Origin of the sequence: Sulfuricella sp. (assembly GCA_041651995.1) — a bacterium.
Classification (GTDB): domain Bacteria; phylum Pseudomonadota; class Gammaproteobacteria; order Burkholderiales; family Sulfuricellaceae; genus Sulfurimicrobium.
Genome location: JBAZID010000001.1, coordinates 196,883 through 209,467 on the forward strand (window position 1 = coordinate 196,883; position 12,585 = coordinate 209,467).

The following is a 12,585-nucleotide window of genomic DNA, read 5'->3' on the forward strand; positions in this document are numbered from 1 at the left end:
GGTCACTTCCTGACTGTTATTGCGGCGCCCGGCCCGGATTGAACCAGGCGCAGGGCATTCAGTACCACCAGCAGCGAACTTGCCGACATGCCGATACCCGCCATCCAGGGCGTAATATATCCCAGAGCAGCAAGCGGAATCGCCAGCATATTATAGGCAAAAGCCCATGTCAGATTCTGACGGATAACGTGCCGGGTTCTGACGGCAACATCCAGACCGGCATGCAAGTGAAGCAAATGCTCCGACAGCAGAATCATGTCCGCACTGGCTCGCGCCACCTGGGTGCCGCCTCCCATGGCGATGGAGACATCGGCTGCCGCAAGCACCGGCGCATCATTCACGCCATCGCCGACCATCGCCACCACAGCCCCTTCGGCTTGCAGCGCACGCACATAATCCAGCTTGCCCTGAGGCGTCATGGCAGCCCGGACAGTCACGATGCCCAGTTCGTTTGCCACTTGCAGCGCGGCGTCTTCCTGGTCGCCGGACAGCAGCACCACCGCTTTGCCTCGCTGCTGCAAACCGGATACAAGGTCCGCCGCATCGGGTCGCAGCATATCGCCCAGAACAAACAATGCCAGCCAGCCGGACTCATCCACAAGCGCAACCACCGTGGCCCCGTTACGAACCAATAAAGCGTCTGGCGGCACCGCCCCTCCACACAGCTCCGCGGCAAAATTCAAGCGGCCAAGGCGGTAGCGCTGCCCGCCAACGACCCCTTCCACCCCGCTTCCTGGAATATTGACCGTTTCGCCGGCCAGCAATGTCAGGCCATCCCCTTCCGCAGCAGCGGAAATTGCGCGGGCAATGGCATGTTCCGAGGCATGCTCCAGCTGAGCGGCAATCCGCAGACACTGCGTCCCGGAAAATGCCCCAAGAGGAACCGTTTCCAGCAAGCTCATCTTGCCGAGGGTCAGAGTGCCCGTTTTATCGAATACGAAATGTGTCGCCCGGGCTAGCGTTTCCAGCGCGTGGCCTCGCGTCGCCAACAAACCCAGGCGGGTCAGGCTGCCGGTGGCGGCCGTAAGCGCGGCAGGCGTGGCCAGCGACAAGGCGCAGGGGCAGCTCACGACCAGAACCGCCACCGTGATCCAGAATGCCCGCGCCGGTTCGATGAAATACCAGATCGTACCGGTAAGAGCCGCAATCAGCAGCAATGCCAGCACGAACCAGCCCGCCACCCGGTCCGCCAATTGAGCCAGCGCCGGTTTCTCGGCCATGGCCTGGTCCAGCAGGCGAACAATCCCTGAAAGCACCGTATCCTGACCCAGACCATCCACACGCATCACCAGCGAACTATCCACATTGACCGTGCCCGCAATCAGGCGCTCCCCGGCATCCTTGGCAACGGGCCTGCTTTCGCCGGTCAGCAGGGATTCATCCACCTGGCTTGCCCCCTGCGTCACCAACCCATCTGCCGGCACAGCCTCGCCGGGCCGGATCAGGACATGTTCGCCCAGGCTCAGAGCACTCACCGCCACCAGCTCATCTTTCCAGGATTCGGGATAGGCCACGAGACGATTGGCCATCGCCGGTTGCAGCTTGACCAATCTCTCGGCGGCATCCGCAGCCTTGCGTCGCGCCCCCATCTCGAGAAAGCGGCCGGAGAGAAGGAAAAACACGAACATGCTGACGGAGTCGAAATACACCTCGCCTTCCCCGGTCAAGGTCGAATAAACGCTGGCGAGAAAGGCGGCACCGACACCCAGGGCCACCGGCACGTCCATGCCGGCCTGACGTAATTTCAAATCACGCCAGGCGCCCAGGAAGAAAGGCCACGCAGAATAAGCCACTACAGGCAATGTCAGCACCAGGCTCGCCCAGCGCATCATGCTCGCGATCCACGCAGGCATGCTGCCGTCACCCGTGGCCAGGTACATCGGCACTGCATACATCATCACCTGCATCATGCCGATGCCGGCAATAAACAGGCGGCGCAGGGCAGCCTGGCGCTCTTTCTGAAAAAGCTGCTCCTGACGTCCGGGATCAAAGGGGTGCGCGGTATAGCCGATGGCTGCTACCGCATGGAGAATTTCAGATAACTGGATGCGCGCATTATCCCAACGCACCCGTGCGCGATGGGTGGAATAGTTGACCTCGACCGAAAGCACCCCCGGCAGGCTGGAAATATGATGCTCGTTCAGCCAGACACAGGCTGCGCAGACGATACCTTCGAGAATCAGGGAAGCTTCACGCACCTCCCCTGCTTCCTGGCGCACAAAGCTGTGCTGCACTTCCGGCAAATCGTAGAGCCTGGCCTGGCGCAGCCATTCCGGCACGACTTCGGATGCGTCCAGCGCTGCCGTGCCGGATTTGGCGGTGCGGTGGCGGTAATAATCCGCCAGCCCGCCATCCACGATTGCCCGGGCTACCGCCTGGCAGCCGCGGCAGCACATTTCGCGCGAAACATGCTCGATTTCCACCGGGTAGCGGGCATTTTGAGGAATGGGCTGACCGCAGTGGAAACATTCCCCGGCGGTACAATCCGGTTGGGCTGGTGAATTCATGAAGGCACGGTATTGTAAGCGATCCGGCCCTCGCAGGTTATGACCTGGGTCAAACTTGCGTATGGAAACCCATGTCAAACCATCCGGGTTAAAACCCGAACAGCCGTATCAAGGGCGCATAATCGTCCTTGCTGGTCGCGATGAACCCATCCTTGCGGCCCATTTTTTCCAGCATGACGCGGCCTTCCGGAGTATTGGGCGCATCCAGCAAAGCCTGGCGAATCAGCCGGGATTCCGCCTCACCCAGATCTTCACGCAGGGCAAAAGCAAAATGCGGCACTTCGTAGCTTTCCTCGATCACCCGCGAGCCCGGGTGTTCAGCCACCCAACTCTTGGCAAACCCGGAAGTGACTGCCACCACATCGACACGTCCGATCAGCAGGGCGTTAAGCGCCGCATCCTGGAAACGCTGGTAAAAAATCTCGGAAAAATGACTCTCGGGCGTAATCCGCGAAAACCGCAGCTTGGCCAGCGCCAGATTGGCCGCCAGACTATCCTTGTCCGGCAGGCCCAGCCGCTTTCCCCTGGTATCGTTCAGGCTTTTGATGCCGCTGGAATCCATAGCCACGAATGCCGCCTTGAGCTTGCCGGGATAACGGGCAACCGGCACATAGTTGGCACTTTTCATGGCGTGGGCAATGACCTGGGGCGGCCCAAGAAAAACGTCAAAAGCATCTTTTTTCAGGCGCCGCTCCGAGGCAGACAGGCTTTGACTAACCTCCAGCTTGACCTGACGTTTCAGCACTGTGCCCAGATAGTCCGCCAGCGGCTTGTACTTGTCGGCAAGATCCTGCTGCTCATCCCGGGCCGGAACCCCTGTATTGACCCCGAATAGCAGACGCTCCGCTGCACTGGCAGGCATTCCCAGCAGCATGATCATTAATGCCATCAAATATTTCATCATGACCCTCCCTAATCCATCAATCATATCAATACATTAAAAAAGGGCAGCTTTCGCCGCCCTTGAAAGAGACGCCAGCATTCGAATTTATTACTTGACCGTGGTCAGCCCAAGCGTTTCCCACTCCTGCATGCCACCGCGATACCACACCAGTTTGTGCGCAGGATAGCCGATCCTGAGCAGGCCCTTGATGTTGGTGGGGGACTGGCCGCACCACTGGCCATTACAGAACATCACCAGTGTCTTGGCATTGGAGAAATCCCAGAAGCCATCCTGCTGCTTGGCACCGAGTTGTTTCTCAAGAATGTCCTGCACCGTTATCGGATCTGACTTGCCGATATTCAGCTTGTCCCATGGAATGTTCACCGCACCAGGGATGGCCCCCTTGGCGACCCAGTCCGGCGTACGCGAATCGATCACCATCACGGTCTTGTCGCCTGCACTGACCTTTTGCAAGTATTGCAGCATCTCCAGCTCGCCGATGGTCTTTACGCCGGGAGCCAGTTCACCCGGCTGGATGCAGAACGGCGGGCATTTGCGCGAGGTTTTCCCGAATGCAGGATTGATATTGTTATCCTGATTCTGGTTGCGCTGGATAGTCACCATCTGGCCGTTATGCATCACATCCACCGAGGGCATGCCGTCGGCAATGGCAACCGCAAGCGGTTTGCCGGATGCGGCGGTATTGCCGCCGGTGGAAGCGCAACCGGACATGCCGAGCGTGGCAACCAAGGCAAAGGTAAGGCCTGAAAACTTGAGCAGATTCTTCTTCATAAACGTCACTCCTGCGAATTTTGTATAGTTATGATTGCCAGGTTATTGCTTGATTGTGGTCAGGCCCAACAACTCCCAATCCTGCATGCCACCGCGGTACCAGATCAGTTTGTGCGCGGGGTAACCAATCTTGAGCAGGCCCTTGATGTTGGTAGGAGACTGGCCGCACCAGGATCCATTGCAGAACATCACCAGGGTCTTGGCGCCATCAAAATTCCAGAAACCATCCTGCTGCCTGGCACCCAGTTGCTTTTCCAGAATTTCCTGCACCGTGATCGGGTCGGATTTGCCGATGTTGAGCTTGTCCCAAGGGATATTCACCGCACCAGGAATGGTGCCCTTGGCAACCCAGTCAGGCGTACGCGAATCGATCACCATGATGCTCTTGTCGCCATCGCTCATTTTCTTCAGGTAGCTCATCATCTCCAGTTCACCGATGGTGCTCACGCCGGGAGCCAGCTCACCAGGCTGGATGCAAAACGGAGGACATTTGCGCGATGTCTTGCCAAAGGCCGGATTAACATTGTTATCCTGATTCTGGTTACGCTGAATGGCCACCTTCTTGCCATTGTGCATGACCTCCACCGATGGCATGTCAGCAGTGATATTCACATCCAGCGCAAGCGACATACCAGGCAGCATGAAGCTGGCCAGCAAAGCGGTCGAAGCAAGCAGTTTATTAACAGTCATTTCCATCCTCCTATTGGTTTTAATGCAAGGTACAACTTTTTATAATTTAACTGCACTCGGGCTCAGCTGCGCCCCCACCCCCACCTTTCTTCTCTTCTTTCTTTTCACCCGATTCTCCGGCTTTGCCATCTTTCTTGTCACCGGTCGCTTTCTGTTCCTTCTTCGGATCCGCAGGCGCTTCGTCCGCTGCATGCACGACCGGCATCGCGAAGAGGCCCAAGGCCAAAAATATAATTGTCAGAATTTTTTTCATTCCATGCTCCTGTGGTTGCCAATTATTAATCTTGATTAATTACAACAGCTATCTGGATTCTACCTGTCAGACCCGGGCAAGCAATGGTACATACATACCAATCAAGTCCTTATTCCTATCCGTTTTTCCTAACCAATTACTTGTCCTTCAGTTTTTTGATGCCCAGAGCGCCAAGTACATATTTTTCGTAAAGCGGCTCGGTCGTACCTTTCTTCATCTTGCGAATAAAGTATTTCTCGAAAGCAATCTTGGCCAGATGCACCCATTTGCCTTCCTTGAACCAGTTCACGTTGCGCGGCGGAATCTGTGGCAGGGCCACGAAAGCCGCGCCGGTATCACCGAAATCAGCCAGGCAGATGGCGTTCCAGGTAGCCTTCTGATCCGGCTCCTTGCCATCAAGCACGGCACGGATATTGTGAGCTGCCGCCGTCACCATGGTCTCGATCATGTAGCCGGTCTTGGGCGCGCCGGTTGGCACAGGGGTTACCTCTACTGGCGGAATCGCCACGCATACGCCCACCGAATAGATATTCTGGTATTTCGGGTTGCGCTGGTAGGGATCGATCAGGATAAAGCCACGGGGATTGGTCAGACCTTCGATTCCAAACACGGCATCGACCCCCTTGAAAGCCGGTAGCATCATGCCGAATTTGAACGGTAACTCATGCTCCTTCTTGATGTTGCCCAGATCGTCATGCTCAGCCACAAACATCTTGCCGGCCTCGACCTTGGTCACCTTGGCATTGGTGATCCACTTGACGTGCCGGTCGCGCATGGCGGATTCCATCAAACCTTTTGAGTCACCCACACCACCTAAACCGAGGTGGCCGATATAAGGCTCGGCAGTAATGAATGTCATGGGAACCTTGTCCCGGATGCGGCGACGGCGCAAGTCAGTGTCCATGATAAAGGCAAACTCATAAGCCGGGCCGTAGCAGGAGGCCCCCTGAGCCGCACCCACCACGATTGGGCCGGGGTCCCTGACGAATTGATCCCAGGCCTCTCCCGCCTTGACCGCGTGATCCACATGGCAAATGGATTGAGTGTGCCCCTCTGGGCCCAGGCCTTCAATTTCATCAAACGCCAGCTTGGGGCCGGTGGCTATCACCAGGAAGTCATAGTCGACCATCTTTCCATCAGCCAATTCCACCTGATTTTTCTCAGGATGAACCCTTTTGGCCGCAGTAGGGACAAAGGCAATATTTTTGCGTTCAAAATAGGGGGCGATCGGGAACTGAATATCCTCTCGCGTGCGCCAGTTAACCGCGACCCATGGATTGGATGGCACAAAGTGGAAGCTGCCGGTATTGGAAATGACCGTCAGTTTGTCTTCCGGACGCAACTGCTCGCGCATTTCATAAGCCATCGGCATGCCGCCGAGGCCCGCACCCATAATTACGATATGTGCCATTTGATCATTCTCCAATTCGGATTAGCGATTAAAAACAAGAAGCAGTCCGTGATGTATAGCAATCAACATGCCAGAGAACTAACAATATGTATTCATTGATATTTATAAAAAATACTGACACAGCAGAAAAGAATTTCATGCCAGAATGACATGACACCAGGTAACTCACTGTTTAATATGTTATTAAGCAAAAAAATATGCGCCAACAAGAAAGCACAATGCCCGCCACAAAATAACAACCTGTTGTTTAATATAAAAACAAATCAAAATACCCATACCCCGACGTGCGAAGCTTAACGTATACTGTCATGACATAATGACATGACACGCCCCATGAACCATATTCCAGTCCAGCTACAATCCCTGATCGACGCCCAGGAAAACCCCTTCGTCCTGATCGACCGGAACTACCGCATCGTCGCCGCAAACCGCGCTTACCGCACACGCTACGGCACCAGCGACAAACCGGTAGTCGGGCACACCTGTCACGAGATATCGCATCACTCCTCTGCACCCTGCCATCTCAATGGCGAAGCCTGCCCGCACCAGCAGGTATTCGCCACCGGCGAGGGGCAGCAAGCACTGCACACACACTACGACCTCCACAACCGGCCTGAACACGTGCGCATTCAGGGCCACCCGATACACGGCCTGAACGGCGAACTGTACCTGGGAGAAGCGATCTATCCCTTTGCGCCTTCCACTGCCATGGACTGCAACGAAATGCGCATGATCGGAAAATCCCCGGCTTTTCTCGCCTGCGTGGACAACCTGACCCGCGTAGCCGAGTCGGAAGCATCGATTCTGCTGTATGGCGAAAGCGGGGTAGGCAAGGAACTGGCCGCCCAATACGTTCACCGCCGCTCCAGCCGGGAAGCCAAGCCATTTATCACCGTGGATTGCACGTCCATCGCCGAGTCTGTATTTGAAAGCGAACTTTTCGGCCATGAGCGCGGCGCATTTACCGGGAGTGTGGGCCGCAAACTTGGATTATTCGAGCTGGCTGATGGCGGCACACTATTCCTCGATGAAATCGGCGAAATTCCGCTCTCGATGCAGGCAAAACTGCTACGCGTTCTTGAAAGCGGAGAATACCGTCGCGTTGGCGGAACCGAAACCCTGCGCGCCGATGTACGCATTGTCAGCGCCACCAACCGGGATCTGCTGGACATGGTCGACCAGGGCCAATTCCGGCTCGATCTCTACTACCGCATTGCAGGTATAGACGTGACGCTGCCCGCTCTGAGGGAAAGACGCAGCGATATCCCTCCCCTTGCCAAGGCCTTGCTGTCCAACATGAATGGCGGGAAAAATTATCATCTGCGTGACGACGCTGCGGCCCGTCTGCTGGAATACGACTACCCCGGCAACGTACGGGAGCTTCGCAATATTTTGCAAAAAGCCCTGATATTGAGCGATAACGGACTTATTACGGCTGACAACATTCGCTTTGACACAAACGGACAGTGGACTGACGGCGCTTCGCCCAGACCCTCAAGCGCCCGCCCGGACAGCGGAAGAGCGCTCACCCGGCTAGCATCGATCTCCGAGCTGGAATCGGGCCATATTGCAAGACTGCTGGAACAATACCAGGGCCACCGGCGCATGGTGGCGGAAATTCTGGGAATTAGTGAGCGAACCCTGTACAGGAAACTGATTCGCTACGGCTTGCGAAGTTGATCAACCCAGATAGTTCATTAGCCGTTTGGGTATCGGAAAATCAATGAGTTGCAGGTCGGGTTTTAACCCGACATGTCGGGCTGAAGCCCGACCTACGCCCAAATGGATTATCTGGATTCAACGGAGGCTTAAAACCAGATTGGTCGGGGTGAGAGGATTCGAACCTCCGGCCTCTACGTCCCGAACGTAGCGCTCTACCAGGCTAAGCTACACCCCGAAATGGCAGCGGTACGCTAGTGATTTCGCGTAACCGAAAATTTCGCCAATTGTAGCAAAGAATCCTTGTACTTTGAATCGGGCAGACCAGAAATTGCCGCGCAGGCTGCCTGCACTTCGCGCTCAGCCTGCTGGCGCGTATAGTCAAGCGCGCCGGTATCGCGAATCGCCTGCAGCACGCCCTGCAGGTCGTCCAGACCGCCCTGTTCAATCGCATGGCGCACCACACCCGCCTGCGCCGCATCGCCATGCTTGATTGCATAGATCAGCGGCAGCGTCGGCTTGCCCTCGGCCAGATCATCGCCCACATTTTTACCTGTCTCATGATGATCGCCTGAATAGTCGAGCACATCATCGATCAACTGGAATGCGGTCCCCAGACGCATGCCGTATTCGGCCATGGCATCCTCGACCTCACGTGTTGCACTACCCAGAATCGCACCCAGACGGCTCGCCGTCTCGAACAGCTTGGCGGTTTTATAATGGATCACCCGTAAATAGCGATCTTCATCAATATCCGGATCATGACAATTGAGCAGTTGCAGGACCTCGCCCTCCGCAATGACATTGGTCGCATCGGAAATTACCGTCATTACGCGTACATTGTTCGTCCCTACCATCATCTGAAATGCGCGCGAGTAAAGAAAATCACCCACAAGCACGCTGGCGGCATTGCCGAACATGGCATTGGCGGTTGCCCGCCCGCGTCGCAGGCTGGATTCGTCGACCACATCATCATGTAGCAAAGTCGCAGTATGGATAAACTCAACCACCGCAGCCAGTTCATGATGGTTTGTGCCGCGATAGTCAAATGCACCCGCGGACAAAAGCACCAGGGCCGGACGCAAGCGCTTGCCGCCGCTATTGATGATGTATTCGCTGATCTGGCGGACCAGCACGACTTCAGAATGGAGACGCTGGCGGATAACCGCGTCTACAGCATGCATATCTGCTTCGATGCAGCCGCGTATGGCTTCGATTGGCACGAAATAGTCCGAAAAATACGAATGTTAGGAATGTTCACAATAAAGTGTCAAGAGGGGATATCGTTCCCAGCCATGGCGTAACCACGAATAGCAAACAAATCTTGACCGCTATCATAAGCTTAGGCATAATTCCGGGTTCATTTCAAAAGTGAAGCAATGGAGCTAAACATGTATGCGGTCATAAAAACCGGCGGCAAGCAATATCGCGTCGTCGCTGGCGAAAAACTTAAAATAGAACAGATACCGGCAGACATCGGCAGCGAAATCGTACTGGATCAAGTATTGATGGTCGCGGATGGCGAAGCGGTAACGGTAGGGGCTCCTCTGGTAGCAGGTGCAACGGTGAAGGCTACCGTTCTGAGCCAGGGACGTGCGAAAAAAGTAATTATTTTCAAAATGCGCCGTCGCAAGCACTACCGTAAAACCCAGGGACATCGGCAGAATTTCACCGAAATCCGTATCGACCAAATCGCCCAGTAAGAGCTGGCACTAAAAGCTCTGCTCAAGGAGAAAACTCATGGCACATAAAAAAGCAGGCGGCAGTTCACGTAACGGCCGCGACTCCCATTCCAAACGCCTCGGCGTAAAACGCTTCGGTGGTGAACTGGTTTCCGGCGGCAGCATTATTGTGCGCCAGCGCGGCACCCAGATGCATCCTGGCGACAACGTTGGTATTGGCAAGGATCATACCCTGTTTGCCAAAATTGACGGTCACGTGCACTTTGCGGTCAAAGGCGCACTGCGTCGCACCATGGTGAGCATCATCCCGGCTGTCTGATTTAACAGGCACCAGGCGATGCGATACGGCCCTATCGGAAAAGATAGGGCCTTTTTGTTTTTGGCTCCACCCTGCGTATTACGCCAGCAGCTAATACGCCCTACGGTATTTACATGAAATTCATAGATGAAGCCAAGATTGAGGTCCACGCGGGCAACGGCGGCAACGGCGCCTCCAGTTTCAGGCGTGAAAAGTATATTCCCAATGGCGGGCCTGACGGTGGTGACGGCGGCCGGGGCGGCAGCGTCTATGCTATTGCAGACCGCAACATCAATACTCTGATCGACTATCGCTACAAGCGCGTCTACCGCGCAGAGCGCGGCGAGAACGGCCATGGCAGCGATCGCTATGGCAAGGGCGGAGAGGATATGATCTTGCGCGTACCGGTGGGCACGGTTATTTCCGACTTCGAAACCGGGCAAACCATTGCCGACCTTTCCAGCGACGGTCAGAAAGCACGGATTGCCAAAGGCGGGCAAGGCGGCCTTGGAAATCTGCACTTCAAGTCAAGCACCAACCGTGCTCCGCGCCAGTGCACCCCAGGAGAGCAAGGTGAAACATTTGAACTGGCGCTTGAACTCAAGGTATTGGCCGATGTGGGCCTGCTAGGCATGCCCAACGCCGGCAAATCCACCTTCATTCGCGCCGTTTCCGCCGCCAAGCCCAAAGTTGCGGATTATCCTTTTACCACACTGCATCCCAACCTCGGCGTGGTGCGCGTGGATAGCGAGCGCAGCTTTGTCATTGCCGACATTCCCGGCCTGATCGAAGGCGCCGCCGAAGGCGCTGGCTTGGGACATCAATTTTTGCGCCATCTGGCACGCACCCGTCTGTTGTTGCATCTGGTGGACATTGCCCCCTTCGACGAAGCGGTTGACCCAGTGCGGGAAGCGCACGCGATTATCGAGGAATTGCGCAAATACGATGAAGGTCTTTACCAGAAGCCCCGCTGGCTGGTATTAAACAAAATGGATGCAATCCATACCGATGAACGTAGCGAGCGCCTGCAGAAATTCCTGCGCGAATTTGGCGGACAAGAAAAAAGTTTCATGATTTCAGCTCTGACAGGCGAAGGTTGCAGGGAACTGACTTACGCCATCATGGAACATCTGGAGCAGAATCGCCCTCCGCTGGACAACACGGAAGAACAAACCGAGAAGAGCACGGAATCGCCCGGCTCAGAACAACAAACACCCGCCGCAACCGAATAAAACATGAAATCCATACTTGAAAATTCCCGGCGTCTGGTCGTCAAGGTCGGCAGCAGCCTGGTCACCAACAGCGGCGCAGGCCTCGACCATGTCGCCATTGCCAACTGGGCAGCACAGATCGCAGAACTCAAGAAAATGGGGCGGGAGGTGGTGCTCGTCTCCTCCGGTGCGGTAGCCGAAGGTATGCAGCGCCTGGGCTGGAAGAAGCGCCCCAGCGCCATGCACGAATTGCAGGCTGCCGCCGCCGTCGGCCAGATGGGGCTGGTGCAGGTTTATGAAAGCTGCTTCCGCCAGCATGGACTGCACACCGCGCAGATTTTGCTCACTCATGATGACCTTTCTGACCGCAAGCGTTACCTCAACGCCCGCACCACCTTACGCACGCTGCTGGAACTCAATGTCATCCCCATCATCAACGAGAACGACACGGTGGTCACCGATGAAATCCGTTTTGGCGACAATGACACCCTGGGCGCCCTGGTCACCAACCTGATCGAAGCCGACACCCTGGTAATCCTGACCGACCAATCCGGCCTGTTCAGTGCAGACCCGCGCAAGGATCCGACCGCAACCCTGATTCAGGAAGCCCGCGCGGGCGATCCGGAACTGGAAAAAATGGCCGGGGGGGCGGGCAGCGATATCGGCCGCGGCGGCATGCTGACCAAGATCCTCGCCGCAAAACGGGCTATCCGCAGCGGCGCCCACACCATCATCGCTTCCGGGCGCGAACAGGAAGTACTGGTACGCCTTGCGCGCGGCGAAGCCATCGGTACGCAATTGATTGCCGAAACCATGCCCATTGCCGCAAGAAAGCAGTGGCTCGCCGATCATCTGCAGGTGCGCGGCAAGGTGATGCTGGATGAAGGCGCCGCCAGGGCATTGCGCCAGGAAGGCAAAAGCCTGCTGCCCATCGGCGTGTGCGATCTGAGCGGTGACTTTGATCGCGGCGAAGTGGTGACCTGCATTGACCAGAATGGCCAGGAAATTGCCCGCGGCCTGGTCAACTACGCCTCCGGAGAAGCAAGGAAAATCATGCGTCACCCCAGCAGCGAGATCGAATCTATCCTGGGCTACGTGGACGAACTGGAACTGATCCACAGAGATAATCTGGTACTGCTTTAGCACGACGAGGCATCAACAAAAAGGGCAGCCGAGGCTGCCCTTTTTGTTGATGCGGG

At 56.1% G+C, this 12,585-nt stretch carries 12 protein-coding genes and 1 tRNA gene; 5 read left to right on the forward strand and 8 right to left on the reverse strand.

Annotated elements, in window-relative coordinates:
* Nucleotides 1–2 precede the first annotated feature (2 nt).
* The 6 genes from WC392_00910 to WC392_00935 form a co-directional block, all read right to left on the reverse strand.
* On the reverse strand, nt 3–2,507 hold the full coding sequence (locus WC392_00910) for a heavy metal translocating P-type ATPase (protein MFA5240913.1): 2,505 nt from the start codon (nt 2,505–2,507) through the stop codon (nt 3–5).
* Between the two features lie 88 nt (nt 2,508–2,595).
* Nucleotides 2,596–3,411, reverse strand: coding sequence for a PhnD/SsuA/transferrin family substrate-binding protein (locus tag WC392_00915; GenBank protein MFA5240914.1), 816 nt, complete (start codon nt 3,409–3,411; stop codon nt 2,596–2,598).
* An 87-nt stretch (nt 3,412–3,498) separates the two neighbouring features.
* On the reverse strand, nt 3,499–4,182 hold the full coding sequence (locus WC392_00920) for a rhodanese-like domain-containing protein (protein MFA5240915.1): 684 nt from the start codon (nt 4,180–4,182) through the stop codon (nt 3,499–3,501).
* A gap of 42 nt (nt 4,183–4,224) precedes the next feature.
* Nucleotides 4,225–4,872: a rhodanese-like domain-containing protein gene (locus WC392_00925; protein MFA5240916.1), complete on the reverse strand. Its 648-nt coding sequence runs from the start codon at nt 4,870–4,872 to the stop codon at nt 4,225–4,227.
* 46 nt (nt 4,873–4,918) lie between these two features.
* Nucleotides 4,919–5,125 carry a hypothetical protein gene (locus WC392_00930; protein MFA5240917.1) on the reverse strand — a complete coding sequence of 69 codons (207 nt, stop codon included), beginning with the start codon at nt 5,123–5,125 and terminating at the stop codon, nt 4,919–4,921.
* A 136-nt stretch (nt 5,126–5,261) separates the two neighbouring features.
* A complete protein-coding gene (locus WC392_00935) occupies nt 5,262–6,536 on the reverse strand; it encodes an FAD/NAD(P)-binding oxidoreductase (protein MFA5240918.1) in 1,275 nt (424 codons plus the stop codon).
* A 333-nt stretch (nt 6,537–6,869) separates the two neighbouring features.
* Here WC392_00935 and WC392_00940 point away from each other — a divergent pair, with 333 nt between their 5' ends.
* The gene (locus tag WC392_00940; protein ID MFA5240919.1) at nt 6,870–8,216 is read left to right on the forward strand and encodes a sigma 54-interacting transcriptional regulator; all 1,347 of its coding nucleotides are present in this window, start codon (nt 6,870–6,872) and stop codon (nt 8,214–8,216) included.
* A gap of 140 nt (nt 8,217–8,356) precedes the next feature.
* Here the strand turns inward: WC392_00940 and WC392_00945 are convergent.
* Nucleotides 8,357–8,433, reverse strand: a tRNA-Pro gene (locus tag WC392_00945).
* A gap of 16 nt (nt 8,434–8,449) precedes the next feature.
* On the reverse strand, nt 8,450–9,418 hold the full coding sequence (gene ispB, locus WC392_00950; GenBank protein ID MFA5240920.1) for an octaprenyl diphosphate synthase: 969 nt from the start codon (nt 9,416–9,418) through the stop codon (nt 8,450–8,452).
* A gap of 168 nt (nt 9,419–9,586) precedes the next feature.
* Here ispB and rplU point away from each other — a divergent pair, with 168 nt between their 5' ends.
* The 4 genes from rplU (at nt 9,587) to proB (ending at nt 12,529) form a co-directional block, all read left to right on the forward strand.
* Entirely contained in the window at nt 9,587–9,898 is a 312-nt protein-coding gene (rplU, locus tag WC392_00955; GenBank protein MFA5240921.1) for a 50S ribosomal protein L21, read from the forward strand.
* 37 nt (nt 9,899–9,935) lie between these two features.
* Nucleotides 9,936–10,196: a 50S ribosomal protein L27 gene (gene rpmA, locus WC392_00960; GenBank protein MFA5240922.1), complete on the forward strand. Its 261-nt coding sequence runs from the start codon at nt 9,936–9,938 to the stop codon at nt 10,194–10,196.
* 113 nt (nt 10,197–10,309) lie between these two features.
* Nucleotides 10,310–11,407: a GTPase ObgE gene (obgE, locus tag WC392_00965; protein ID MFA5240923.1), complete on the forward strand. Its 1,098-nt coding sequence runs from the start codon at nt 10,310–10,312 to the stop codon at nt 11,405–11,407.
* A 3-nt stretch (nt 11,408–11,410) separates the two neighbouring features.
* Complete coding sequence (gene proB / locus WC392_00970; GenBank protein ID MFA5240924.1) at nt 11,411–12,529, forward strand: glutamate 5-kinase; 1,119 nt, start codon at nt 11,411–11,413, stop codon at nt 12,527–12,529.
* Nucleotides 12,530–12,585: the final 56 nt, after the last annotated feature.

What these genes read in the sequence shown, in the direction of transcription:
- WC392_00925 (MFA5240916.1), bottom strand. Translation starts at nt 4,872, where the DNA reads ATGACTGTTAATAAACTGCTTGCTTCGACCGCTTTGCTGGCCAGCTTC.
- WC392_00935 (MFA5240918.1), bottom strand. Translation starts at nt 6,536, where the DNA reads ATGGCACATATCGTAATTATGGGTGCGGGCCTCGGCGGCATGCCGATG.
- rplU (MFA5240921.1), top strand. Translation starts at nt 9,587, where the DNA reads ATGTATGCGGTCATAAAAACCGGCGGCAAGCAATATCGCGTCGTCGCT.
- WC392_00920 (MFA5240915.1), bottom strand. Translation starts at nt 4,182, where the DNA reads ATGAAGAAGAATCTGCTCAAGTTTTCAGGCCTTACCTTTGCCTTGGTT.
- WC392_00930 (MFA5240917.1), bottom strand. Translation starts at nt 5,125, where the DNA reads ATGAAAAAAATTCTGACAATTATATTTTTGGCCTTGGGCCTCTTCGCG.
- WC392_00940 (MFA5240919.1), top strand. Translation starts at nt 6,870, where the DNA reads ATGAACCATATTCCAGTCCAGCTACAATCCCTGATCGACGCCCAGGAA.
- obgE (MFA5240923.1), top strand. Translation starts at nt 10,310, where the DNA reads ATGAAATTCATAGATGAAGCCAAGATTGAGGTCCACGCGGGCAACGGC.
- proB (MFA5240924.1), top strand. Translation starts at nt 11,411, where the DNA reads ATGAAATCCATACTTGAAAATTCCCGGCGTCTGGTCGTCAAGGTCGGC.
- WC392_00910 (MFA5240913.1), bottom strand. Translation starts at nt 2,507, where the DNA reads ATGAATTCACCAGCCCAACCGGATTGTACCGCCGGGGAATGTTTCCAC.
- rpmA (MFA5240922.1), top strand. Translation starts at nt 9,936, where the DNA reads ATGGCACATAAAAAAGCAGGCGGCAGTTCACGTAACGGCCGCGACTCC.
- WC392_00915 (MFA5240914.1), bottom strand. Translation starts at nt 3,411, where the DNA reads ATGATGAAATATTTGATGGCATTAATGATCATGCTGCTGGGAATGCCT.